19 protein-coding genes and 1 pseudogene are annotated in these 24,093 nt (G+C 69.5%); 10 read left to right on the top strand and 10 right to left on the bottom strand.

Features of this window, described 5'->3' with window-relative positions; translation table 11 throughout:
• Positions 1–27 precede the first annotated feature (27 nt).
• The 6 genes from ACZ3I3_RS19830 to ACZ3I3_RS19855 all read left to right on the top strand — a co-directional run bounded on the left by ACZ3I3_RS19830 (position 28) and on the right by ACZ3I3_RS19855 (position 8,497).
• Positions 28–1,377 (top strand): right-handed parallel beta-helix repeat-containing protein, encoded by a 1,350-nt coding sequence (locus ACZ3I3_RS19830; protein WP_467366757.1) that lies wholly within the window; start codon positions 28–30, stop codon positions 1,375–1,377.
• The gene (locus ACZ3I3_RS19835) at positions 1,358–3,586 is read left to right on the top strand and encodes a family 43 glycosylhydrolase (protein ID WP_467366759.1); all 2,229 of its coding nucleotides are present in this window, start codon (positions 1,358–1,360) and stop codon (positions 3,584–3,586) included. Before ACZ3I3_RS19830 ends, ACZ3I3_RS19835 begins: the two co-directional genes overlap by 20 nt.
• A gap of 130 nt (positions 3,587–3,716) precedes the next feature.
• A complete protein-coding gene (locus tag ACZ3I3_RS19840) occupies positions 3,717–5,648 on the top strand; it encodes a glycosyl hydrolase 53 family protein (RefSeq protein WP_467366761.1) in 1,932 nt (643 codons plus the stop codon).
• 153 nt (positions 5,649–5,801) lie between these two features.
• Positions 5,802–6,653, top strand: coding sequence for an alpha/beta hydrolase family protein (locus tag ACZ3I3_RS19845; protein ID WP_467366763.1), 852 nt, complete (start codon positions 5,802–5,804; stop codon positions 6,651–6,653).
• A 448-nt stretch (positions 6,654–7,101) separates the two neighbouring features.
• A complete protein-coding gene (locus ACZ3I3_RS19850) occupies positions 7,102–7,353 on the top strand; it encodes a hypothetical protein (protein ID WP_467366765.1) in 252 nt (83 codons plus the stop codon).
• A 61-nt stretch (positions 7,354–7,414) separates the two neighbouring features.
• Positions 7,415–8,497 (top strand): rhamnogalacturonan acetylesterase, encoded by a 1,083-nt coding sequence (locus ACZ3I3_RS19855; RefSeq protein WP_467366767.1) that lies wholly within the window; start codon positions 7,415–7,417, stop codon positions 8,495–8,497.
• 561 nt (positions 8,498–9,058) lie between these two features.
• On the opposite strand, the gene ACZ3I3_RS19860 is transcribed toward ACZ3I3_RS19855, so the two are convergent.
• Positions 9,059–10,582, bottom strand: a complete 1,524-nt coding sequence (locus ACZ3I3_RS19860; protein WP_467366769.1) for a carboxylesterase/lipase family protein — start codon at positions 10,580–10,582, stop codon at positions 9,059–9,061.
• A gap of 117 nt (positions 10,583–10,699) precedes the next feature.
• Positions 10,700–11,737: an amidohydrolase family protein gene (locus ACZ3I3_RS19865; RefSeq protein ID WP_467366770.1), complete on the bottom strand. Its 1,038-nt coding sequence runs from the start codon at positions 11,735–11,737 to the stop codon at positions 10,700–10,702.
• A gap of 190 nt (positions 11,738–11,927) precedes the next feature.
• Here ACZ3I3_RS19865 and ACZ3I3_RS19870 point away from each other — a divergent pair, with 190 nt between their 5' ends.
• A complete protein-coding gene (locus ACZ3I3_RS19870; RefSeq protein ID WP_467366772.1) occupies positions 11,928–12,404 on the top strand; it encodes a MarR family winged helix-turn-helix transcriptional regulator in 477 nt (158 codons plus the stop codon).
• A 288-nt stretch (positions 12,405–12,692) separates the two neighbouring features.
• Here the strand turns inward: ACZ3I3_RS19870 and ACZ3I3_RS19875 are convergent, their stop codons facing one another.
• Positions 12,693–13,181: a MarR family winged helix-turn-helix transcriptional regulator gene (locus ACZ3I3_RS19875; RefSeq protein ID WP_467366774.1), complete on the bottom strand. Its 489-nt coding sequence runs from the start codon at positions 13,179–13,181 to the stop codon at positions 12,693–12,695.
• Between the two features lie 161 nt (positions 13,182–13,342).
• Between ACZ3I3_RS19875 and ACZ3I3_RS19880 the strand changes: the two genes are divergently transcribed.
• Positions 13,343–14,698 (top strand): pyridoxal phosphate-dependent decarboxylase family protein, encoded by a 1,356-nt coding sequence (locus tag ACZ3I3_RS19880; protein ID WP_467366776.1) that lies wholly within the window; start codon positions 13,343–13,345, stop codon positions 14,696–14,698.
• A gap of 223 nt (positions 14,699–14,921) precedes the next feature.
• Here ACZ3I3_RS19880 and ACZ3I3_RS19885 read toward each other — a convergent pair whose 3' ends face one another.
• Positions 14,922–16,931: an FtsX-like permease family protein gene (locus ACZ3I3_RS19885; RefSeq protein ID WP_467366778.1), complete on the bottom strand. Its 2,010-nt coding sequence runs from the start codon at positions 16,929–16,931 to the stop codon at positions 14,922–14,924.
• Entirely contained in the window at positions 16,928–17,650 is a 723-nt protein-coding gene (locus tag ACZ3I3_RS19890) for an ABC transporter ATP-binding protein (RefSeq protein WP_467366780.1), read from the bottom strand. Before ACZ3I3_RS19890 ends, ACZ3I3_RS19885 begins: the two co-directional genes overlap by 4 nt.
• A 161-nt stretch (positions 17,651–17,811) precedes the next feature.
• Between ACZ3I3_RS19890 and ACZ3I3_RS19895 the strand changes: the two genes are divergently transcribed.
• The gene (locus ACZ3I3_RS19895) at positions 17,812–19,008 is read left to right on the top strand and encodes a sensor histidine kinase (RefSeq protein WP_467366782.1); all 1,197 of its coding nucleotides are present in this window, start codon (positions 17,812–17,814) and stop codon (positions 19,006–19,008) included.
• Entirely contained in the window at positions 19,005–19,664 is a 660-nt protein-coding gene (locus tag ACZ3I3_RS19900) for a response regulator (RefSeq protein WP_467366784.1), read from the top strand. The genes ACZ3I3_RS19895 and ACZ3I3_RS19900 overlap by 4 nt, the downstream gene beginning before the upstream one ends.
• 48 nt (positions 19,665–19,712) lie before the next feature.
• Here the strand turns inward: ACZ3I3_RS19900 and ACZ3I3_RS19905 are convergent.
• The 5 genes and pseudogenes from ACZ3I3_RS19905 to ACZ3I3_RS19925 all read right to left on the bottom strand — a co-directional run.
• A pseudogene (locus ACZ3I3_RS19905) lies at positions 19,713–19,802 on the bottom strand (aldehyde dehydrogenase family protein); the annotation flags it as partial.
• 256 nt (positions 19,803–20,058) lie between these two features.
• Positions 20,059–21,594, bottom strand: coding sequence for a GMC family oxidoreductase (locus ACZ3I3_RS19910; RefSeq protein WP_467366785.1), 1,536 nt, complete (start codon positions 21,592–21,594; stop codon positions 20,059–20,061).
• Between the two features lie 110 nt (positions 21,595–21,704).
• Positions 21,705–22,682 (bottom strand): AraC-like ligand-binding domain-containing protein, encoded by a 978-nt coding sequence (locus ACZ3I3_RS19915; protein ID WP_467366787.1) that lies wholly within the window; start codon positions 22,680–22,682, stop codon positions 21,705–21,707.
• 100 nt (positions 22,683–22,782) lie between these two features.
• On the bottom strand, positions 22,783–23,499 hold the full coding sequence (locus ACZ3I3_RS19920; RefSeq protein WP_467366789.1) for an IclR family transcriptional regulator: 717 nt from the start codon (positions 23,497–23,499) through the stop codon (positions 22,783–22,785).
• 140 nt (positions 23,500–23,639) lie between these two features.
• A complete protein-coding gene (locus ACZ3I3_RS19925; protein ID WP_467366791.1) occupies positions 23,640–24,092 on the bottom strand; it encodes a nuclear transport factor 2 family protein in 453 nt (150 codons plus the stop codon).
• Position 24,093: the final 1 nt, after the last annotated feature.

The raw sequence follows: 24,093 nt of genomic DNA on the forward strand, positions 1-24,093 counted from the left end.
AAATCACCTGACTCGGGAGATGACACTGTGAGAACCGCGAAGTTCGTCACCCCTGCCCTCCTGCTCTCGGTGGTCACGACGAGTTCCGTCGTCATGGCCCCCGGCTCGGCGTCCGCGAGCGCCGCGGCGGCCGGAAACACCTACTACGTCGCCCCGAACGGGAATGACGGCGCAGCGGGTACGCAGGCCGCTCCGTGGGCATCGATCGCCCGTGCGCAGTCCGTCGCCAAGGCGGGCGACACGGTTTATCTCCGGGGCGGCACCTACGCCTACACCCGAGCGAACAGCGCCTGCTCCAGCCAGTCCGCCAGAGTCGACGCGATCACCCTGAACAAGAGCGGCAGTTCGGGCAACCCGATCCGGTACTGGGCCCACCCGGGCGAGAGGCCGGTCTTCGACTTCTCACGGATGACGGACAACTGCCGTATCAAGGGCTTCAACGTCACCGGCAGCTGGATCCACCTCAAAGGACTCGAAGTCAAGGGCGTTCCGCAGAACAACAACCGGAACGCCGAGTCCTGGGGCATCTGGATCTCCGGCAGCAACGGCGTCTTCGAGCAGATCAACACCCACCACCACATGGGCACCGGCCTGTTCATCAACGGCGGGGGCGGCAACCTCGTCCTCAACTCGGACTCGCATGACAACTACGACCTGCGCAGCAATGACGGGCCCGGCGAGAACGCCGACGGGTTCGGTGCGCATTACACGCCGGCCGGCCGCGCCGCGAACGTGTTCCGGGGGTGCCGCGCGTGGTGGAACGCCGATGACGGGTTCGACCTCATCTCCACCTACTCGCCCGTGCTCATCGAGAACTCGTGGGCCTGGCGCAACGGGTACGTGCCGGGGACGACGACGCCCTCCGGTAACGGAGCCGGCTTCAAGTCGGGCGGCTACGGGGGCGACTACGAAGCCAATGCACCGAAGCACACCATCCGCTCCTCGGTGGCGTTCCTCAACAAGGCGGCCGGCTTCTACGCCAACCACCACCCGGTGGCCAACGACTTCTTCAACAACACCGGCTACGGAAACCACCCCAACTTCAACATGCGTGGCGTCGACCCGAGCGGCGCCGCCGTCGGCCGGGGCAACCTGCGCAACAACATCGCCTACACCGGAACGCCGACGTCGTACATGACCGGCACGAACGCCGCGTACAACTCCTGGAACCTCGGTGTCCCCCTGTCGGACTCCCAGTTCCGGAGCGTGTCGACGTCCGGCTGGGACGCGCCCCGCCAGACCGACGGGAGCCTGCCCGTACTGCCCCACCTCCGTCCCGCGGCGAACAGTGCCCTCATCGACAAGGGCACCGACGTGGGACTGCCCTTCAGCGGAAGCGCGCCGGACCTCGGCGCCTATGAGAACGACGGAAGGTGACATCGTGAGGAAAAGATCGCGCGTGGTGTCGAAGTACTGGAAGTTGGCCGCCGCAGCACTGCTGTCCGTGGCGTTAGCGGCACCGCTCTCGGCGAGCACCGCTGCGGCGGAGGCACCCGCGACGCAGACCCAAGCAACGCAGGCAAGGGAACTCCAAGACCAGGGTGCCACTGCTGGACCGGCGGTGGATCGTGGCCTCGAGTACCTGGTGTCCGACTATCAGACGCGCACTCCGACGAAGTACACAGCTGACTCCTGGAAGCCCTTCGCCAAGGCGTTGACCGCCGCGGCCGATGTCGCCGACGACACGTCGGCCGGCACGTCGGAGGTCGCCGCCGCGAAGACGGCGCTGATGACTTCCGCCGCCGGCCTGGAGGCCGCCGACGAAGGCACGTTCCAGACCATCACGAACAACACCTTCTGGAACGACACCAGCGGCAACCCCATCTATTCGCAGGGCGGTGGGGTCTTCAAGTTCGGCGACACCTATTACTGGTACGGCGTGCACTACACCGGCGCCGAGCTCTACCGGGCCAATCCGACGAGGAAGTACGACGGCAACGTCAGCTTCGTCTCGATCCCCGTGTACTCGTCCAAGGACCTGGTGAACTGGAAGTTCGAGAACCGGGTCGCGACGCGCTCCACCGGCGTGGGCAGCGGCGCCAACCTGGGTGGTGCGGGCTGGGTCGGGCGGCTCGGCGTCTCGTACAACGAGAACACCGGCAAGTACGTGCTCGCCGTGCAGATGTGGCACACGGGCAGGGGCGGGCACGGCGTGCTGCTGCTGCAGGGCGACTCACCCACCGACACCTTCGACTACGGCTACTTCCAGACCCAGATCACCAACTCGCCCACGACCGGAACCGGGGATCAGACCGTCTTCACCGACGACAACGGCAAGGACTACCTGATCTTCTCCAACCGCGAAGGACGGTCGCGCGGCTTCGTGGCCAAGTTCCGGGAGTCCGACTCGCTGCGGATCGAGCCAGGCGTGGAGATCCGCCGCGGCGACGGCCGCGAGGGCAACGCCATGTTCAAGCTCGACGGCAAGTACTACCACGCGGCGTCGGACCTGCACGGCTGGAACACCTCGGTCAACTACGTCAACGAGTCGACCAGCAGCAACGTTCAGGGCTCGTACAGCAGCGAGTACGTCCTTGCCGGCACCGAGATGGACTACAGCCACGTGACCCAGACCGGGTTCTTCGTGACGGTCAAGGGCACCAAGCAGAACACGGTGATCTACGCCGGCGACCGCTGGGCCGACTTCGCCTGGAACGGCATCGGGTACAACCAGTGGGTGCCGATCACCAAGACCGGCGCGAGGCCCCAGTTCCACTCGGTGAGCCAGTGGCAGTTCAACGTCACGACCGGCGAGTGGCGTGTCGGGCCGGCGAACAACTACATCCTCAACCCGGACATCCAGGCTGACCGCATCATCGTCTCCAGTGTGCGGGGATGGCGGAACCTCGGCGGTTCGGTGACCAACGTCAACGGTGGTGTGAACGGGTCTCGCTTCGCCCTCCAGGTGAGCAACAGCGGCGGCGTCGAGCAGCGGATCGCGTCGGTACCCGCGGGCACGTACACCCTGTCCCTGCACGCTCGGGGTAGCGCCGGACAGGTCGTGATCACCGGCGCCAACGGCAGCCAACGCACCCTCGCCATCCCGTCGTCGAGCGGCTGGGCCAAGCGCGAGCTCACCGGCATCGCGCTGCCGGGCGGGGCCGCCACCGTCACCGTGCGGGCGTCGGGTTCGGGCGGCGTCATCGTCGACCAGCTCTCACTGGTCAAGACCTCCACCGACGCGCCATCAGGACAGCGGTACGAGGCGGAGACCGCGCCGGCCCAGTGCCAGGGCACGATCGACTCGAACCAAGCGGGCTTTTCCGGTAGCGGGTTCTGCAACGGCACTGCCGCTGCGGGGGCCTTCGCGCAGTTCACGGTGACCCCGCAGGCCGCTGGTACGGCAACGCTGGGGATCCGGTTCGCCAATGGCTCCGGTAGCGGTGCGAGGCCGGCGAACCTGATCGTCAACGGATCCACGGTGGGGACCGTTTCGTTCGAGTCCACCGGTGCGTGGACGACGTGGTCGACCAAGACCGTGACCGTCCCGCTGAACGCCGGCAGCAACACCATCCGGTTGGATCCGACCACGGCAGCCGGACTGCCCAACGTCGATTACCTCGATGTCGGTCCCGCCACTGGCTGACATCCCATGCTCTGCCGGTCTCTTCGACCGGCAGAGCGCACAGGGTCACGTCCAGTGCCATGGAGAACGACGGCCGACCGCGTGGCAAGCAGCACCCGCCGCAAGTACGTCACACCGTCAGGAGAAGGACATGAGCAGCAAGCGTCTGCCCCGTGTCATCGCGGGCACGACGACGTTGGTCACCATGGTGTCCGCGACGTTACTCATGGTGCCCGCGCCGGCCCATGCGACCTTCGGAACCGCGGACATCAAGCCGATCGAAAGCAATATCGCTGCCAAGGAATGGGCCTCGGCGACAGCCGGCGACGGCTCGTCGAACGCCGCACTGGCCATCGACGGAGACCCGACGACGTCCTGGCAGCCCGGTCGTTCCGGCGCCCGGCAGTGGCTCACCGTCGACCTCGGTGGAACCTACGACAACCTGCGTAAGGTCAAGGTGATGTTCCCGGACCGCGGCGTGGCCCACCGGTACGTCGTCGAGACATCCTCCGACGGTCGCCGGTGGAAGACCATCGCCGACAGGTCCCACAACCGAGCCGTGTCGCGAGGGGAAGTGCACCTGTTCACCCGCCCGGCAACGCGCTTCGTCCGGCTGATGTTCACAGGTGGGCAGGACCGTGCCCAGGCCGGTGTCAGCGAGCTCCAGGTCTTCAACTACCTGCGCGACGACCTCACCCTCGGCGCCGATCTGTCCTGGATGGACGACGTCCAGGACCAGCAGTACTGGGTCGACCCCCTGGCCCAGGACCGCGGCGCCGGGCCCCACCTGCTCGACGTGGCCAAGGACCGCGGCATGCAGCACACCCGGCTGCGGATATTCAACGAGCCGCGCAGCGAGAGCACCGGTCAACCGACGCCGATACCGCGCCAGGGTCCGGAGCGCTCACTGGTCTCAGCCAAGCGGATCAAGCAGCGGGGCATGGGCCTGGGGATCGACTTCCACTACGCGGACTCATGGGCGGACCCGAGCAAGCAGCCCAAACCACGCGCCTGGGCCGAGCTGGAGTTCGCGGACCTGTCCAAGGCCGTGTACGACTTCACCGCCGACTATCTGAAGCGGTTGATCCGGCAGGGCACCACGCCGGAGAAGGTGGCCGTCGGCAACGAGATCATCAATGGGTTCATGTACGGCAGCGAGGCGGCCCAGATCGGCACGACGAATCCGCCGTACTTCGTCGACCAGGCCGATGTCTACCAGTCCAAGCCCGGCGGTGGCCTGCTGTGGAAGTACTGGCGGTCGACCGACCCGGCGGAGCAACAGCTCTACGACCAGGCGTGGGACCGGTTCACCACCCTGGCCGCAGCCGGGATCAAGGCCGTCCGCGACGCCTCACCGAAATCCAAGGTCGAGATACACGTGATCGTCGACAAGGACAAGCTCGCCAAGACCATGGAGTTCTGGCACCAGTTCCTCACCCGGGTGAAGGCCAAGGGCCAGAACCCTGATGTGCTGGCCATCTCGTACTACCCCGAGTGGCACGGCACACCCGAGGCGCTGGACCGCAACCTGAACACCATGGCCACCACCCATCCCGGCTACGAGATCGACATCGCCGAAACCGCCTACCCCGCCTCGGGCGGCGAGGGCTCGCCGCTGCCCAACTCACCCTTCCCGCGAACGATTCAGGGCCAGGCGGACGCCATCCGGAGGGTGTTCCAGGCCGCCAACGACGTGGTCGACAACCGAGGTTCAGGGGTGCTGGTGTGGGAGCCGGCCGGCTACCAGCCGATGTTCCGGGCCGTACCCGGACTGGCGAACACATGGGAGCCGCACGCCTCCATCAACGTCTTCAACGCCAGCCGCGCCAAGCACATCCTCCAGGACACCGTCTACACCAGCACCATGGTGGGAGCCGCCCCGAAGCTGCCCTCCTCCCTCCGCATGCTCACCACCGGCAACAACACGATCACCCGTGTCCCCGTCCGCTGGCAGCCGTTGCCACCCGGGGCTACCGACAGGCCGGGTGAGGTGACAGTCACCGGGACGACCCGCACAGGACCGGTCACGGCGGTCATCGACGTCGTGCCCGACCACGGCGAACACGACTTGACCACCTCATAGCCTCCATCGCCTCCCGGTCGCGCCGCGCTGCGGGTGGTGTTCCGCACTCCACCTGGCACGCGGTCCGAGGCACGACGGGGAACGCCAAACGCTCCACCCATCCCCCACCGAAGGAGCCATCCCGTGTCCATGCAACGACGGACATTCCTCAGCATGAGCGCTGCCGGAGCGGCGGGCATGGGCCTGTCCCTGCTCGGTACCGGGCAGGCAGGCGCCATCGCCAGGCCGCAGAGCGCACCGACCACGCCGTTCGCGGTCGGCGTGCGCCGCTATGACTGGACTCGCGGCAGCCGCCGGTGCACCACCTACGTCTACTACCCCGCCACCGGCACCCCCGGCGGCAACCCGGTGACGAACGCCCCGGTCGCCGGGGGTGTCTTCCCCGTCTACAACTTCACCCACGGCTACGGAAGCAGCCCGCAGAACTCCCTGTTCATCATCCGGGCCCTGACCTCGGCGGGCTTCGTCGTCCCGGCCCCGCACTTCAACCACAACTTCAGCGACGTCAACAACGGCAACTCCTCCAAGGACGTCTCGCAGATCATCACCAACACCCTCGCGCTCAACGCGAGCGGTCCGCTGGCCGGGCACATCAACACAGGGATCGGTGTTGGCGTGTCGGGCCACTCCCTGGGCGGCATGATCACCCACGGTCTGCTGACCTCCTGGCCCGACCGCCGGATCATCTCCGCCAACCCCCAGTCCTGCGTGGACATGGGCAACCCGTCCAGCTCGGTCTCCGCCAAGGTCCTGTTCGTCCACGGCGACCGGGACTCGACCACGGGGTACAGCTCGGCCCGGCAGGCGTACAACGAGATCACCTGGCCCAAGGCGTTCCTCACCTTCGTCGGCGGCAGCCACACCAGCTTCTGGAGCGACCAGCGCTTCCCGAGGACCGTTGTCGACTGGGCCCGCTGGAGCATGTACGGCGACACCGCCGCACGGGACCGCCTCCCTGCCGACGCGGCCGGGTCCAACACCAGGTGGGAATCCGTCCTGCGCTGAGGAGCAACCGCTCCACAGGCCCGGCGTGACGTTCCGGCACGTGAGGATCGTCAGACGGAGAGATTGTCATGATCACGGCACTCGGTGGCGTGCGGGGCGGCCCTCCCGTGACTCATGCACGCACGCGGACAGCGAGGCACTCGGTCGCCGGCTCCACGACGGGTGCTTCGCTGTTCCAGCCGCACCACAGCGGATGCCGACACGGGCAACCTGCCAGGAGGCCCTGATGCGCGATCCAGCGGACGTTCCCTTCGGCGGCTTCCGCGCCGGACGCTGCTGGCGCGGGCGGGTGCGCTGGTTACGGCGCCCTCAGTATGAGCGGCTCCGCCACCACGCTCGCCGAACTCGAGACGTCGGCCAACGCCGCCGCGGGCTTCGGCAAAGGCGTCGACATCAGCTGGGTGCCTCCTACGGCAGCGCCGACGTCGCCCCCGGCATCGTGGCGAACATGCGGAAGATCTCCGCCGCCTACGGCAAGCCGTTCCTGCAGAGCGAGTTCGGCGGTCGGGTGAACAGGGCCTCCTCCACCCAAGCAGTGCTGGTCGCCTACACCAAGGCGCTGAAGACCAATGGCGGGCAGGGCATCTTCCAACAGGAGCCGGAGTGCATGTCTCCGTTCACCGGCTACAACCACATGGGTGTCTGGGACTCTTCCACGCAGCTGCCCACCGTCATCATGAACGGCTTCAACCAGGCCTGAGTGACGGGCCGTCGACCTCAACCCGGTATCGACTCGGTCAAAGATGGGATTGGTGATTGGAATGAGCATGGCATTAGCGCGCAACGGAGGGCATGGGGCCCGGCTGGGCGCAGCGGGCCTGCTGACCCTTGCCATGCTGGTCGGCGCCGGCGCGGCGCAGGCCGATGCCGCCGCGAAGGCTCTGCCGGCCGGTTGTTCCGGCACGGCGCCGGTCAAGTGTCACTACGCGGTCTCACCTGGCAACTATGACGTGACGGTCTCCATCGGTGGCGGCGCCTCCGCCGGGCAGACCGAGATGTGGGTGGAGGCCCGGCGGCTGATGCTTCCGGCGACGAAGACGGCGGCCGGTGCCGTAGCCACGTACTCGTTCACGGTCAACGTGCGGCAGCCCGAGGGGCAGCCGACCGGCCAGGGCGGCACCGGAAACCCCGGTCTGGACATCCGGTTCGCGGGGACCAACCCACAGGTGTCGGCCGTCTCCGTGAAACCGGCGACCCAACCGATGGTCGCCTACCTGGCCGGTGACTCGACCGTGTGCGACCAGCTGATCGCCCCGTACGCCGGGTGGGGCCAGATGATCACGACTGCGGTGCGTCCCGGCGCGGCCGTCGCCAACTACGCCGATTCCGGGGAGAGTTCGGGTAGCTTCCGCAGCAACTCGGCGCTCTTCCCCGCCCTGCTGTCGAAGGTCAGGGCGAACGACGCGGTCTTCATCCAGTTCGGCCACAACGACAAGCAGACCAGCGCGTCCGCCTTCCGGAGCAACCTCACGTCCATGATCACGCAGGTCCGTGCGAAGGGCGGCGTCCCGGTCCTGGTGACCCCGCCCGTCCGCCGGCAGTTCAACGGCAACCGGCTCACGGCAACGGCGCTGCATGTCAACGGCGTGGGCGTGAACCTGCCCGCCGAGATGCGCTCACTCGGCGCGGCGCAGAACGTGCCGGTGATCGACCTGACCGCCAAGAGCAAGGCGCTGGTGGAGTCCCTCGGTCCGTCCGCCTCCGCGCAGCTCTTCCTGCGCTCCTCCGTCGACGGCGTCACGGACAACACCCACTTCTCGCAGTACGGCGCGACCCAGATGGGCGGGCTGGTGCTCCAGAGCATCCGGGAGCAGCGCCTGCCCCTGGCCGCGTACCTGCGCTGACCGACGCCCGGCGGTGCCTGTCTGTGGGAGGGCGCACGCACGTGTGCATGGGCGCTCGCGTTGCCCCTGCCAGGCGGGCAGGCTCATCGGCCCGTCTGGCAGGTCAGGAGGACGAAGGCACAGTGTCCAGAGATCCACTTCGCTCTGCTCTGGCGATCCGTATGGCGTTGGCCCTCATCGGGGTGGGGTTATCCCCCCCTCGCCATCAACGGAGCGCGCTGCGACGCAGGTCGGCCGGCACCGAATCAGCACGCCACCAACCTCGTGCTGGTTGGGGGAGCGGGTGCTGCGGAGGCCATGTGCGCCACCGCGTGACACTTCCGCGAACGCATCCCGCAGGACGCCTTGATGCCAGACTCACGACCACGGCCTTCGTGCTGGTTCCTCTGCCTCTGTGACGGAGCAACGGATCAGACGGCCGTGGCTCGGAAAGGGGAGCCTTGTGCCAGCGTTCGGGATCGGTCACCGTGACCGATCCCGAACGGCAACTGCTGCGGCTGGCGGGGGCATCAGTCGTCGGTGACGGTGACGATGTGGTCGGTCTCGAAAGGCAGGTTCTCGCTAGTGGAGGGCGGTGACGTCGTCGGCCGGGGGTTCGGCGGTCATGCGGTCGGCTTCGGCGGGGGAGCCGCCGATGGCCCGGGAGTTGCCCGCGGCTTCCGGGGCATACGGCGGCCAGCCCGGGGAGCCGGTGGCGGCGAAGGCGGCCCAGGCGCCGACGAGGGTGTCCCGGGCGGTGCGGTGTTCTGGGGTGTCGGCGCCGACGTCGGACAGTTTGTCGAAGACGTGGAGCAGGTCGGCGCCGTGGAAGGCACCCATGGCCGGTCCGCACGGTTCGTCGACGAGAAGGTAGTGGTAGGCACGGCCTCCCGCCCCTGCCTGGGCCCGGGCCAGACGCGTGGCCGGGATCCGGTAGAGGGCGTCGGTGAGGAAGGCACAGCGCAGGGCTGACAGATCCTGGGGGTCGGCGATGCGGCGGCGGTAGGCGTTGAGGAGCTTCTCCGGCTCTGTGACACCGGCGCGCCGCATTTCGGTGTGCAGGGCTGTTTCGTCCTCGGGGCGAAAGGAGTCGCCGCCGATCATCTGGAAGACGCGGGCTTCGTCGCGGGTGGCGCCGACGAGCAGGGGGATGTCGGCGGCGGCGCCGTCGGCGACGGCCTGCTGCGGCGCGATGGGCAGCACGCTGCCGTCGAGTACGGCACCCCAGGACCGGCCGCCGGGCAGGTTGCGCTGCCCGATGTCGCCGGTGACGACGGTGCTCTGCGCGTCCAGGATCCGCCGGCACGTGACGGTGAGCAGGTCCTCGGGGCTGTCGAGGCGGAGTGCGGTGATCAGATCCTCGGCCATGGTGGTGGCGGTGGCCCGGTCGAAGATCCGGGACGTGCTGCCGCTCTGGAGGATCGCCTTGTGGAAGAGGCCGGCGGCCGCGGGGGCGGCCAGCAGGGCTCCGATGGAGAAGGCACCGGCGGACTGCCCCGCCACGGTGATGTTGCCGGGGTCACCGCCGAAGGAGGCGATGTTGTCCCCTACCCAGCGCAGGGCGGCCATCTGGTCCTGCAGGGCGAGATTGGTGGACCCGGCCCACTGGCTGCCGAGGTCGGCCAGGTGCAGGAAACCGAGTGCTCCCAGGCGGTAGTTGGCGGTGACGACGACCGCGCCGGTCTGCCGGGCGAGAGCAGCCCCGTCGCTGTAGGGGGGTGCGGCGGAGCCGGCGTCGTATCCGCCGCCGTAGATCCAGATGATGACGGGGCGGAGAGCGTCCTCGGCCTTCGTCGTGGGTGTCCAGACGTTGAGATACAGGCAGTCCTCGGATGTCTCCCGGATCTCCGCCGTGGGGAAGGTGGGGAAGGACGACTTCTGACTCGCCCCCGGCACCAGGGAAGAGGCGCCTTGAGCGGGCGCCGGTGCGAAGGTGTCGGCCTGGCGGACACCCTGCCACGGTCGGGGCGGCTGGGGCGGGCGGAACCTCAGCTCGCCCACCGGGGGTGCGGCGAAGGGGATACCGGCGAAGAGTCGACCTCCGCCCGGGAGTGCGCGTCCGTGAACGGTTCCCGTGGTGGTGTCGGTCAGGAGTGCGTCTGCCATGGCGTGAGCCTGTCTTCCCAGGGCGCGGAGAATTCGTTCTTGCTGTCGGCGTGGTGGGCCGGGCCCCGCCTGTCGGAAGTCGCGCCCAGCCTCACTCCTCACCTGCTGCTGTTGTGATCAGAGGTTCAGCAGGTGGGCCGCGTTGCGGTGTGCGATGTGTTGGAGGTCGGCGCGGGAGAACGGCGCTGTGCGGAGGAACTCGACTGCTTCGGCGGTTGATTCGTAGGGGTAGTCGACGGCGAACAGTAGCCGCTCGGCGCCGATGGCCTGGACGGCTCCGAGGAGGGCCGCGTGGGAGAAGACGCCGCTGGTGGTCGCGTAGAGGTTGTGCCGCAGGTAGTGGGAGGGCAGGTGTCGTGGCCTGCTCTTGGGGTCGGCCTGATGGTAGCGGCTGTCGAGCCGGGCCAGCTGGAAGGGCAGCAGTTCTCCCATGTGTCCCAGCGTCACCGAGGCCCCGGGGAACTCGTCGAACACTCCGCCGTAGATCAGGCGAAGTGCGTGGGCGCCGACCTGCGCTGTCCATCCCCATGACGGCCCGCTGAGCGCTGGATGCCCCTGGAACACCCGCCACTGATCGGCGGGGAAGAGCGCGGGATGGAGGTAGAGCGTCACACCGAGCCGTTCAAGCTCGGCCCACACCGGCCGGAACTGCGGCTCGTCGAGGTAGTGGCCCTGAACGTGGTCGTTGTGCAGGACCCCCTTGAGGCCCAGTTGCTCCACCGCCCGGCGCAGCTCGACCACCGCGGCCTTCGGGTCCTGCAACGGCAGGGCGGCGAAGCCGGCGAACCGTGTCGGGTGAGCGGCTACCACGTCGGCCAGGCGGTCGTTGACCCGGCGGGCCGTGGCCACGGCCTCGGAGGGGTCCTCGATGGCCTCCACGCCGGGTGAGGTGAGCGACAGGACCTGCATGTCCACCCCGTGCTCGTCCATGTCCGCCAGCCGCAACTCCGTGAAGTCGGCGAGCCGGCGCCCCCACTCCTGCCCCCAGCCGGGAGGCATCCGGGCTTCGCCCGGCCACGGGATCAACTCCGGAGTGGAGAACGCCTCTTCGACCGCGATCACTTTCATGCCGCGCCCCGGGCGGTCGGCGGCGGCCATCAGACGCCGCCGCGAGGTGCCCGCGGCGAGGGAGGATCCAGACGATCCTGACGTCATCGTCACGCCTTTCTGGGACATGGGGTCGGGCCGGGGATCAATCCCGCCCAACATTAGGTAACCTAATCATAGGCTACCTAATGGATGAAGGTCTCGGAAGCCCCGATGATGTTGGGCGCCAGTTCTGACCGGCTTACGATCGGCAGACCGCACACCGACGACCGCCGCCCCACCGCGAAAGCAGAACCGCATGCCCGACCCCTCGCCTGAACCCGAGCCGCTCATCCGGCTGCTGTGGCGCGCACACAACTGGTTCCGAGCCGCCCTGACCACTGCGTTCGAGGCGCAGGGAGACGGGTCGGCCATCAGTGCGGCACACGTGACCCTGCTCAGTCAGCTCCCGTCAGAGGGAGCGAGCATCGCCGAGCTGGCCCGGCGCCTGGGCGTCAGCGCCCCGACTGCGCACCAGTGGGTCCATGAACTTGTCGCCGCGGGCGTGGTCACCGTCGAGAGCGATCCACGGTCTGCCCGGTCGAAGCTCGTGCTCCTCACCGCGGCCGGTGTCCGGCGCCGCGCGGAGACGATGCAGCTACTGGCCGGGCTCGAAGCCACGCTCGCCGGGCGCGTCGGTACGGATACCGTCACCGCACTTCGGGCCGCCCTGGAGGAACCGTGGGGGTCTCCGGAATCGGCGGCAGCGGAACTCCCCGGCCCTTCCACTCCTTGACGCTGTCGGCTCCCGGGCGCAGGCGCCGGCCTCTCCCCGGGCAGCGAGCGCAAGGCCACCGCACGCGGACCGCATGGCTGGTCCGGCACGAACGAGCGTGACGGCCGGGCCCTGAAACGTCCGCGGGGCGACGGGCGGTGGGGGCGGTCCACTCATGGTCGGCAGGGCAGCCCGAGACCTCCACCCGCAGCATGATGCACATCACGTTGAAGGTCTTTGCGCCGTGGCCCTGCTGGCGCGGGACCGCGGCGGTCCGGCGGTCTGCATGCGGTACCTGGGCATTCCGATTCAGTCGGCGGCGTCGCGCAGCGCCTCGTTGATGTCGCTCAGCGCGCCGGTCAGCCGGGCGTAGTCCTCGCGGGCCACGGGCGTGACGAAGTACCGCTCGACAACCTGGGAGTGAACGGTCGCGGCCTGAAGGAACACGGTACGGCCGTGATCAGTCGGTTCCACCAGCACGCTTCTGCGGTCCTCCGGTGACGGGACGCGGCGGACCAGGCCGGCTTCTTCCATGCGGTCGATCAGCCGGGTGGTGCCACTGCTGGTGAGGGTGAGGTCGTCGGCAAGCCGGCGCTGGGAGACCTCCTCGCCCGGTTCGCGGCACAACCTGATGAGTACCTCCAGCATCGTGTGACTGATCCCGCACTCACGTCGCAGGGCGGTGTCGATCCGCCGCTCCAGGCGGGTCGCAGCTTTGATCAGCAGCCCGAAGTCGTGAACGATCCGGCTGTTGGCGGCACGGGCGGTCTGGTCGTCCCGCCTGGTCGTGGCATTCACCTGGACATGTCCTCCCATCCTTGGCGGTCCTGGGCTCACCACTTTACTGCCCTATCACCTACTGACGTCTCAATTACTGAGCAGTCAATTGCTGACTGCTCAACGAAATCCTATGGTGGACGCCAATCCGGCCCGCGGCCCCATCGGAGATAGGGACACCCATGAACCTGCAGCACTGGCTCGGCCGTGCCACCAACGCGATACAGGACTGGGCCGACACGTTCGGCCCCTACCAGCCGCACCCGTCACTCCAGGTCGACGACGACCTCTTCGCCACAGCCTTCGAGGACTTCACCGGGAGGCTGCGGGACAACTACCCCTTTTTCCACCCGAACTACGCGGGGCAGATGCTCAAACCCCCGCACCCCACCGCGGTGGTCGGCTACCTCACCGCCATGCTGATCAACCCCAACAATCACGCCCTGGACGGCGGCCCCGCCACGGCCCGGATGGAACGCGAGGCCGTCGCTCAGCTGGCCGCCATGTTCGGCTACGACACCCACCTCGGCCACCTCACCACCAGCGGCACCATCGCCAACCTCGAAGCCCTCTTCGTCGCCCGCGAGCTACATCCCGGTCGAGGGGTCGCGTACAGCGAGGACGCCCATTACACCCACGGCCGCATGTGCCGTGTGCTGGGGATGGAGGGACACGCGGTCCCCACGGACAACCGGGGACGTATGGACCTCGACGCGCTGGAAGACCTGCTGCGGGGCGGCCGGGTGGGCACGGTCGTGCTGACCGCCGGAACCACCGGGCTGGGGGCCGTCGACCCGATCCACGAGGCCCTGCTCCTCAAGGAGCGTTACGGCGTCCGCCTCCACGTCGACGCCGCCTACGGCGGCTTCTTCACCGTGCTGGCCGGCGTCGACAGGCCCGAAGGACTCGCGCCCGAGCCCTGGCAGGCGATCGCCCTCTGCGACTCGGTCGTCGTCGACCCACACAAACACGGGCTCCAGCCCTACGGCTGCGGAGCCGTCATCTTCCGCGACCCCGAGGTGGGGCGCTTCTACCTCCACGATTCGCCCTACACCTACTTCACCTCCACCGAGCTCCACCTCGGCGAGATCAGCCTGGAATGCTCACGCGCCGGCGCCTCGGCCGCCGCCCTGTGGCTCACCTTCCAGCTCCTCCCGCCCACCACCGACGGCCTGGGCCGGGTGCTGGCGGCGGGCCGCCGTGCCGCATTGAAGTGGGCACAACTGATCACCACCTCCGACCACCTGGAGCTCTACCAACAGCCGGAACTGGACATCGTCAGCTACTTCCCCCTTGTCGACCCCGCCACCCTGAACGGCATCGACACGGCCTCCGCCCGCATCCTCACGGACGGCATGACGAGCCCCGACCCTGTGTTCCTGAGCACCCTGAGAGCCGACCGCGAGGCGTTCACCGCACGCCACCCCGAAATCACCGCGGACGCCGACAGTGCGCGCGTCCTCCGCAGCGTGTTGATGAAACCGGAATCCGAGCACCACGTGGAGCGCATCCACCACCAGGTCGAACGGCTCACCTGAGCCTGAGGGCGATGACCGCCGTCGGATCAGGCGAGGCCGTGTCCACCGACTTGTGTGCCTTCGACAGGTGCCGAACCGATCCTGGCACCTGTCGACGTCAAACCCACAGCCAAACCACGGCGGGCGGACAGCCGCAGGCCGGGCCGCCGTGAGGAGCACAAGCCTGGACCGGGCGGACCGCGGATCGCTCTCCACGGTCCCCGACGAGAGCCCCCGGCAACGCTCACTCTCCCCGGGCCCCCGCCTGCCGGGTGACCGCCCGCAGCAGAGGACGGCTCAGCCCGTCGGCTGCCAGGATCCCGGCGACCCCCGCGGCGCAGCACGCCGCGAGAACGATCAGGCCGCGTGCGTCGAACGACGAGTCGCCGCCGGCCAGCGTCAGCGATCCCCCGCACAGCAGCCCCGTCGCGACAGCCCCGCCCGCCAGCACCGTGACCGGGATCAGCGTCTCCCGGTTCCGGGCGGCGTCCAGGACCCGCAACGGGGTCCCGGCCAGGTACAGCAGGCCGTAGGTGCGGCGGCGGTCCAGGACGGCGGCGGCCGCCGTGATCCCGGCCGAGGTGATGGCGACCATGAACGTCACCACGAGCACCACCCGGGTGATGCTGGTGAAGTCCCGGGTGAACCGTGCCTCGGACCAGTTCACGTCGGTGGTGGTGACCGGGTACTGGTCGGGTGTCAGGCCGGTCAGCGCGGTGCGGGCTCGATCCAGCTCGGCCGGGCCGCCGGACACGGTGGCGGTGACCTGGCGGCTGTCGTAGGGGCCCTGGGCCACGAAGCCGTCGTCCACCCCGACCACCGCGGTCACCCCGGCGGCACGCAGACGTTGTTCGGCCCGCGTCCGCACCTGCGTCACCTTGTTGTCCTGGACGGCGATGGCGAGCTGGTCGGGCCGTCCTCCCCACGGGGTTGTGGTGTCCAGGGTGAGCAGGGCGAAGAACCCGGCGACGAAACCGGCCAGGGTGAGCCCGGAGACGATCCGCCAGGCGGCCTTCGGATCGTCCAGCAGCCTGCGCCCGGCCAGCAGCGTCGCCGGCCGCTTGGCCAGAGCGGTGACGATCCTGCCGAGCAGCCGGACCACCCAGGGCCCGATCACGGCCAGCGCCAGGAAGACCGCGGCGAACACGAACAGCGCCATGGAGTCGTCGCTGCCGTACTTCTTGGTGATCCAGCCGTACCCGGCGACGACGGCCACGAAGACCACCGCTCGTACGGCGCCCGCTCCCCGGCTGCGCGAACGGCGTGCCACACCCAGCGGGCCGACGACCACCTGACGCAGTCCGGCGAGCGCGCTGATGACGACCAGCGCGATCACTCCGGCCGTCACCGCCAGCAGCGGCGCCGCGCCGATCCACAGGTCGGCCGTGTACCAGGCGCCGCCCGCGAGTGGCAGGCTTGCCGCCGCCGGCAGCAGCACGGCGTATCCCACGGCGCCGAACAGCGCCCCTGCCGTTCCGGTCAGCAGCGCTTCGGCAGCCGTCAGCCCGGCGATACGGCCCGGCGTGGCGCCGATCAGGCGTAGTGCGGCGAGCCGCTGGTCGCGGCGGGAGACCGACAGCCGCGCAGCGGAGGCCGCCAGCACCAGCAGCGGAACGATGACGAGGACGGTGGCGACCCGGGCCAGGAACTCGTACATCCTGCCCGTGCCGTCCGTGAGGGGCGCGCCGGTGAAGGATGCGACGCGGGTGGGGGAGGCGATGTCGCCGGCCCGGCGCGGATCGGGCGCGCGCTCGGCGGTGACGGCCGGGTCGGTGGGGCGGTGTCCGATCACCGCGACGAGTTCGCCGGGGTGGGCCAGTGCCGCGCGGCCCAGCGTTCCGCTGGGCGTGCCGGGGACCGGGTGGCGGTCGGCGGGCAGCCGGTCGAGCAGGGCGCCGAGCGCCGGGGAGACCCACAGTTCACCCGGGGCGGGGAAGCGGTCGAGGCCGGGCGGGGCGGGAGCGGTGCGTCCGGGCAGCCGGGCGACGTCCACGACGTTGACAGGCACTCCCCGGGTGAACGTCGTGCCGACCGCCTCGACGGCCACCGGACGGGAGGACTCCACCGGGTTTCGCCAGTCGGTGCGGTCCGAGCGGTGCTGGAAGCCCAGGTTCATAGCTACGCACAGCAGCAGCAGTGTGGTGGACACGGCCGCCGCCGCGACCGCGAGCCCGGTGGCGAGCAGGCCGGTGCCGCCACCGGCTCGGGTGAGCCGCCAGGTCAGCGCCCACGTGGTGCGGTCCAGAGCCCTCATCGCCGGTACCCCGCCTTCGCCTCCGCGCCGGTCTCCGTCTCGGCCTGGCCTCCGGCCAGCCGGCCGTCGCGGACCTGCACCGTGCGGTCGCACCAGCGGGCCACGTCCGCGTCGTGGGTGACGACGACCAGGGCGGCGCCCTGGCTGCGGCTGACCTCCACCAGCAGGTGGATCACGTCCATGCCGGTGGCCTGGTCCAGCGCGCCGGTCGGTTCGTCCGCGAAGATCACTTTCGGACGGCCGACCAGGGCCCGGGCGATGGCGACCCGCTGCGCCTGGCCCCCGGACAGCTGCCCGGGACGCCGGTCCTCCAGACCCTGCAAACCCAGCGGCCCGAACCACTGCCGGGCCTGCTCGACGGCCTCCCGGCGCACCGTGCCGCCGAGCATCAGCGGCAGAGCCACGTTCTCGTCGGCGGGCAGCTCCGGCAGCAGTTGGCCGGACTGGAAGACGAAGCCGAACGCGGTGCGGCGCAGCTCGCTGCGGGCCGGTTCGCCCAGCTGGTCGACCCTCTTGCCGTCCAGCAGGACTTCACCGGAATCGGGCCGTTCGATCCCCGCCAGGCAGTGCAGCAGGGTGGATTTGCCGGAGCCGGACGGGCCCATGACGGCCAGTGACTCGCCGGCCGCCACGTCGATGTCGACGCCTGCCAGGGCGCGGGTCATGCCGTAGGACTTGAACAGGCTGGTGCCGGTCAGGACGGCGGAGGGGGTGTTCATCGGGCGGTCTCCCCGGAAAGGACGGTGATCATCAGGTGCATGCCGTCCACGATCGGGGCGCACGGTTTCCGGCGGGCTCGGCCGGACGGCCGGTTGTGGCGGCCGGGCATCGGCCATTCGGCCGAGTCCGCGGGAATCGCTGCTTCCGTATCCTGCCGGGCGTGTACTCCGAGACTCCGCTGCGCCGCCGGGCGCTGATCGCCGCCGGCTGGATCTTCCTCTCCCTGGTGTGGCTGCTGGACCTGTTCGCCGGTCGGGCCTCCGACTACCGCTGGACGAGTTGGCTGCCCATCGCGTCCGGCCCTCTGGCATGCGCGGCGCTGCTGTCGCCCGGCCGTCGGCCGAACGTGCAGGTACGTGCCGTGCTCGTCGCGGGCGGCTCGCTGGTCCTCACGGCCGTGATCGCCACGTGGGCGGGTCCGGACATTGCCGGTACGTTCGGGGCGCTGGAGAGCGTCGCTCTCCTAGTGCTGCTGTCCCGCGCGGTGTGGGCAGTGCCGGGCCCGAGGACTGCGGCGGCCGTGTCGGCCGCACTGAGCGTGGCCGCCATCGTGATCCCGCTGCGCTTGCTGCCGGCGGACATCCAGAGCGACAGCCAGAACACCCTCGGCGGGTCACTGCTGATGGCGCTCGGCGTCGGCCTGGCTCTCGCCTGGGGTTTGCGGGTACGGCTGATGAAGGAGCACCGGGCCCGCGACATCGCCGCCGTGCGCCAGCGCCAGCGCCTGGAACTCGCCCACGAACTGCACGACTTCGTCGCCCACCACGTCACCGGCATCATCGTTCAGGCCAATGCCGCGCTGGCTCTTCAGCACACCGCGCCGGAACAGGTCGGGCCGCTGCTGGAGAACATCACCCGCTCCGGGTCAGAGGCACTGGACTCGATGCGCCGTCTGGTGCGGGTCCTGCGCGAGGACGACCACGCAGCCGTGCGACCCGGCGAGGTGTGGGCGGAGCTCGCCCGCTTGGTCTCCGCGTTCTCCGGAGACGAAGAGGACGCCCGGTTGCACGTGGCGGCGGCGGCCCGCGAGGTGCGGCTCGCCCCCGAGGTGGAGACGTCCGTGCACCGCGTGGTGCAGGAGGCACTGACCAACGTGCGCCGGCACGCGCCCGGCGCCGCGGTCGCCGTACGGGTCGACGTGGCCGGGCACCGGCTGCGGGTCGAGGTGCACAACACGGCACCGGCCGCGCGCCACGCTGCCCCGGTCGGCGGACGCGGCGGCTTCGGGCTGGTCGGCCTGCGTGAACGCGTCGAAGCCGTGGAGGGCACGCTGAGCGCCGACCCCACCGACGACGGCGGCTGGCGAGTGACCGCCGCCTTCCCGGTGCTGGCCGCCGTGACAGGATCACCGGCATGAACGACGCGGCGATCCGGGTACTGATCGCGGACGACCAGGAACTCGTCCGCATGGGCTTCCGGCTGATCCTCGGCGCCCAGCCCGGCATCGAGGTGGTCGGTGAGGCCGCCGACGGCGCCGCCTGCGTGGAACTCGCCCGCCGGCTGCGGCCGGACGTGTGTCTGGTCGACATCCGGATGCCCAAACTGGACGGCCTGGACGTCACCCGGGCACTGGCGGGCCCCGGAATCCACGCACCGATGCGGGTCGTTGTGATCACCACGTTCGACCAGGACGACTACGTGCACACCGCGCTGCGCAACGGGGCCTGCGGCTTCCTGCTCAAGGACGCCCCGCCCAGCCTGCTGATCGAGGCGGTGCGGGCCGCCGCCCGCGGCGACGCGCTGGTCTCGCCCGCCGTCACCGTCCGGCTGCTGAAGGAACTGTCCTCCACGCGGCCCGAGCCGGATGCCGCCAGCCCGCTGACCGAACGGGAACTGGACGTGGCCCGGCTCGTCGCGGTGGGCCGCACCAACCAGGAGATCTGCGACCAGCTCGTGCTGTCACTGTCCACCGTCAAGACGCACCTGGCCAACATCCAGCAGAAGATCGACGCCCGCAACCGGGTCGAGATCGCCGCCTGGGCATGGGAGCGCGGCATGGTCCGGGCGCGATAGGGACGACTGCACAGCCGCCACGCCGGAGCGGTTCACGGGCGCCGGCCGCCTCAGCACGGCGAGGACCGGGCCGAAGATCTCCTCGCGGGCGATGCGCATGTCCTCACGGACGTCGGTGAAGACGGTCGGCTGGTAGAAGAAGGACGCGGGCGAGCAGCGCCGCGCCGGTGAGCACGAGCGCCAGCAGCAGAGGCCCGTCGGGCCGGAGGGGCCGCCCCACTCCGCGCTGTGCAAGGCCGAACGGGCGGCGGCCACCGCCGCGTCGACGTAGGCACCGGCCGCCTCGGAGCAGCGTGCGTGCGGCTGCCCGGTCGCGGGGTCCAGGGTGTCGAACTCGGCGCCGGAGGCGGCTCTGCCTGCCACTGGCCGCCGGTGCAAAGGGTCTGGGCCATGCTCATGAGGACTTCTCGAGGACGAAGTCGGCGCAGCGCTCGCCGATCATGACGGCGGGTGCGTGGGTGTTGCCCGAGGGGATGGTCGGCATGACCGAGGCGTCGGCGACGCGCAGGCCCAGTACGCCGTGGACGCGCAGCAACGGGTCGACCACCGCGTCGGGACCGGTGCCCATACGGCAGGTCCCGACCTGGTGGTGATAGCTCATCAGGGCCTTCTTGGCGTACGCGGCGATCTCGGCATTCGTGACGATGCCGGGGCCCGGAGCGATTTCGAAGGAACGCCAGTCGCCGAGTGCCTGCTGTCGGCCGATCTCACGGACCTGCTTGATCGCCGTCACCATGGCCGCGAGGTCGTACGGGTCGGCGTAGTACTGCGGATCGAGCGCGGGCGGCTGGGTGGGGTCGGCGGAGCGCAGCCACATCCGGCCGCGGCTGAGCGGACGGATCGTGCCCGCGAGAACGGTGTAGCCGTGCCCCTCGGCCGGTATGTCGTAGCCGGCCACGGGGATCGGCGCGTGGGACATCAGCGGCTGGAGGTCGGGGGCCGTCATCGTCGGATCGGTCTTGGCGAAGTAGTGCGCCTCCAGCTTGTTCGCCGTGCCCGGCGGCAGCGGACGGCTCGACCGCCACACCACCGGGACGAGCGCGTGGTCGTGCAGGTTGGCGCCCACTCCGGGGAGGTCGGCGGCTACGTCGATGCCGAGCGCGCGCAGTTCGTCGGCCGGGCCGAGCCCGCTGAGCAGCAGCAGTTGGGCCGAGCCCATGGTGCCGCCGGAGAGGATCACGTCACCTGAGCAGCGGATGGAGCCTGCGGAGCCGCGCCCGCTCACCTCGACGCCGCGAGCGCGCCCTGACTCGACGATCACCCGGGAGACCGGCGACCCCGTCATCACGGTGAGCAGGGGGTTGTCCAGCACGGGCTGCACGAAGGCGGTCCAGGCGCTGACCCGCCTGCCGTCACGGATGGTGCGGTGCAGCAACTGCACACCGAGGATCTCCTCGGCGTTGCAGTCGTCGTTGCGCGCGATCCCGTACTCCTCGCACGCCTCGATGAACGCGCTCGTCACCGGGTGGGGGTCGCGGTTGCGGGTGACCGGCAGCGGGCCGCCCGTCCCGTGGTAGTGCGAGGGCCCGTCCTCGAAGTCCTCCGAGCGTCTGAAGTACGGCAGGACCTCGTCGTACGACCAGCCGGTGGCCCCGTGGCGTTTGGCCCAGTCGTCGTAGTCGGAGCGGTGGCCCCGGACGTAGATCATGCCGTTGAGGGCACTGGATCCGCCGAGGACCTTGCCGCGCGGCCAGAAGACCTGCGTGCCGTCCGCGTGTTGCTGGGGTTCGGTGAGGTAGGCGTAGTCCTCGGGGGCGTTCCACAGTTCCCAGGAACGTCCCGGGTCGTGGATGGCCGGGTTGTCGTCACGTCCCCCGGTCTCGATCAGCAGGACCTTGCGGCCGGCGTCCACCAGCCGACGTGCGATGACGCAGCCGGCGGACCCGGCGCCCACCACGATGTGGTGGTAAGTGCTGTTTGCGGCTTCCATACCGGAAGCGTGCGGCCTGGAAGCGGTTCGGGCTTGCGGCCCGGTGCACGGTTCTTGCGTTGTCGTGCACGATGTCGCGATGCCGGCCGGTGCCGTCGCCGGGCGCAACCTCAGCCGCGCCCGGCCTCCCGGGGATGCGGGGCCCGGCCCGAGCGAACATCCCGGGGGCTCATGCCGTAGACGGCCTTGAAGGCATGGCTGAAGTGAGCCGGGTCCGGGAATCCCCAGCGCCCCCCGATGGCGCTTACCGACAGATGCCTCAGGGCCGGATCACCGAGATCGCGCCGGCAACGGGCGAGACGCTGCTCCCGCAGCCAGCCCGAGACGGTGTACCCCTCCTCGGCCATGAGCTTGTAGAGATGACGACGCGAGACGCGATGAGCGGCCGCGATCTCGTCGGGGCCCAGCGCCGGATCGTCCAGGCGTTGCTCCATGTACGTCAGGATGCGCCGGACAAGCAGGTCCCGACCCTCGTCTCCCGGTGCTCGGTCCGCGCCCATGTACTCGGTGAGCAGGGTTCCGATGAGGTCCGCCACGTTGTGGCCGAGCCGGGGCGCGTCGAGGGACTCGGACTGCTCCACTTGCCCGACCAGCCCGTGCAGAAAGGGACGCACCAGAGTGCCGATGCCTTCGTGGCACGGCACGCGGGTCGCCATGACCCGCGCCAGATCGCGCTCCGGCATCCGGAGCAGGTCCCGCGGGAACATCAGGACAAGGCCCCGGTAGGGCCGGTCCAGGTCGAGCGAGTAGGGTCGCCGGGTGTCGTAGACCACCAGGTCGCCCGCACCCAGCTCGGTCTGGTTGCCGCCCTGGGACAGCACGCACCGCCCGTTGAACAGCAGGTTGACCTTGACGTAGTCCGGTGGTGCGGATCCGATGTGCCGCCGGGTACGGGCGATGGCGTGCGGCTGGGCGGTGATGACGGAGACCTGGACCGGGCCGATGCGGGCCGTGCGCAGCTCGGCACGGAAGTCCGGGGTCTTACGTGGCAGCGCCTCCAGGGGAACGAAGCTCTGGCTGACGACGTCCCGCCAGAACTCGAGTCTTCGTTCCGAGGTGTCCTCGGCCGGCGTCACTATCGAGGGCATTCGGTTCTCCCCTCAGCGAACTGGATCAGGGCACCGAGTTCGATTACCGAGTCAACCTAGGTAGCCGCACTTCAGCGTGTCAACGAGTCGCGATCCGGGCTCAGGTCTCCGCTGCCCCGGCGAGGAGCTTGGTGATCCGCTCGGCCGCCTCGGCGAGAGTAGGCGCGTGGTCGGTGAAGCCGGGCGTGCGCGTGGTCGGCACGATGACCGCCAGACTGGCGACCACCTCGCCGTCCCCGTCGCGTACCGGCACAGCCAGGCCGTACGCGCCGACGCGGAGTTCGTCGTGAGTGATGGCATAGCCCAGCGCGCGCACCTCGGCGAGGCGCCGGATGATCCGCTCGGGTTCCTCGGTACGCGCGGCAAGGGCTTCGCGTTCCTGCTCGCCGAGGAAGGCCAGCAGCGCCAGGCCGCTGGCGCCGAGGGTGATCGGGTGACGGTATCCGAGCTCGTACTGGGCGCGGACCAGGTGACGGGAGCCTGCCACCTGCTCGACGATCACCACTTGGTCGTCCTCGCGGACGGCGAGCACCAGCGTCTCGTGCAGCCGCTCCGCCACGTCGGTCATCACGCTCCGGGCGACCGCCCGCAACTCCGGCTCGAACTGCCCGGCCATGCGCATCAGCGCCGCCCCGAGGGCGTACCGGTCGCCGCGCTTGAACACGAATCCGCGACCTTGCAGCGTGGCGAGCAGTCGATGCACGACTGTGCGGTTCATGCCGGTGGCCCGAGCGAGTTCGGCCGGGGTCCGGGCGCCCTGGTCGGCGATCTGCAACAGCAGGGCCAGTGCCTGATCGGCGGTCTTGGAGATCTCCATTGCTGCCTTTTCGAACGTGGGACATCGTAAAACGAACGATAGCCAGGCCCCAAGCCGCCCGTCGAACCCCTGTGTTGGTCCACGCCTGAGCTGTCGACGGCACTGAGCTCGGCCAGTTCAACAGACCCGATCGCGGCGGCTCATCCGGCCGCATGCTCTCGACGCAGCCACACGTAGCGTGCGGTGTCCTCGTCACCGTAGTCAGGGTCGAGGTAGATGAACATGCGCTGGATGAGCCCGTCGCGGATCTCCATGACGCTGCAGCCGCGCCCCGCATGGGTCACGCCGGCCCGCCACTTCCGGCCGGTCGCGGTGGTGCCGTGGCTGGTGGTCTCCATCACGACGGTGTCGCCGCTGACGACGAAGTTGATGTAGGCGTGGTCGTGGTGGATCTCGGCGAGTATCTCCATGACGTCGGCGAACAGTTGCCGGATTTCCTCGATGCCGTCGGCAATTCCCCATTTGGGGAAGTAGCAGAGCGCGTCGTCGGCGAAGAGTTCGAAGACGTCGCCGCCGTGGTCGATGCGCTTGAGGTACTCGATCGCCACCGACTTGCGCTGTTCGTCCAGTGGCCCGGTCTGGGCTATTGCCATC

It is taken from the genome of Streptomyces sp. NPDC016851, from assembly GCF_055562795.1.

Bases quoted from the DNA above. Each gene is read 5' to 3' on its own strand.
- ACZ3I3_RS19885 (WP_467366778.1), bottom strand. From the start codon at position 16,931: ATGAGGGCTCTGGACCGCACCACGTGGGCGCTGACCTGGCGGCTCACC.
- ACZ3I3_RS19890 (WP_467366780.1), bottom strand. From the start codon at position 17,650: ATGAACACCCCCTCCGCCGTCCTGACCGGCACCAGCCTGTTCAAGTCC.
- ACZ3I3_RS19870 (WP_467366772.1), top strand. From the start codon at position 11,928: ATGCCCGACCCCTCGCCTGAACCCGAGCCGCTCATCCGGCTGCTGTGG.
- ACZ3I3_RS19880 (WP_467366776.1), top strand. From the start codon at position 13,343: ATGAACCTGCAGCACTGGCTCGGCCGTGCCACCAACGCGATACAGGAC.
- ACZ3I3_RS19850 (WP_467366765.1), top strand. From the start codon at position 7,102: ATGCGGAAGATCTCCGCCGCCTACGGCAAGCCGTTCCTGCAGAGCGAG.
- ACZ3I3_RS19835 (WP_467366759.1), top strand. From the start codon at position 1,358: ATGAGAACGACGGAAGGTGACATCGTGAGGAAAAGATCGCGCGTGGTG.
- ACZ3I3_RS19915 (WP_467366787.1), bottom strand. From the start codon at position 22,682: ATGCCCTCGATAGTGACGCCGGCCGAGGACACCTCGGAACGAAGACTC.
- ACZ3I3_RS19920 (WP_467366789.1), bottom strand. From the start codon at position 23,499: ATGGAGATCTCCAAGACCGCCGATCAGGCACTGGCCCTGCTGTTGCAG.
- ACZ3I3_RS19855 (WP_467366767.1), top strand. From the start codon at position 7,415: ATGAGCATGGCATTAGCGCGCAACGGAGGGCATGGGGCCCGGCTGGGC.
- ACZ3I3_RS19860 (WP_467366769.1), bottom strand. From the start codon at position 10,582: ATGGCAGACGCACTCCTGACCGACACCACCACGGGAACCGTTCACGGA.
- ACZ3I3_RS19910 (WP_467366785.1), bottom strand. From the start codon at position 21,594: ATGGAAGCCGCAAACAGCACTTACCACCACATCGTGGTGGGCGCCGGG.
- ACZ3I3_RS19900 (WP_467366784.1), top strand. From the start codon at position 19,005: ATGAACGACGCGGCGATCCGGGTACTGATCGCGGACGACCAGGAACTC.
- ACZ3I3_RS19925 (WP_467366791.1), bottom strand. From the start codon at position 24,092: ATGGCAATAGCCCAGACCGGGCCACTGGACGAACAGCGCAAGTCGGTG.
- ACZ3I3_RS19865 (WP_467366770.1), bottom strand. From the start codon at position 11,737: ATGACGTCAGGATCGTCTGGATCCTCCCTCGCCGCGGGCACCTCGCGG.
- ACZ3I3_RS19840 (WP_467366761.1), top strand. From the start codon at position 3,717: ATGAGCAGCAAGCGTCTGCCCCGTGTCATCGCGGGCACGACGACGTTG.
- ACZ3I3_RS19845 (WP_467366763.1), top strand. From the start codon at position 5,802: ATGAGCGCTGCCGGAGCGGCGGGCATGGGCCTGTCCCTGCTCGGTACC.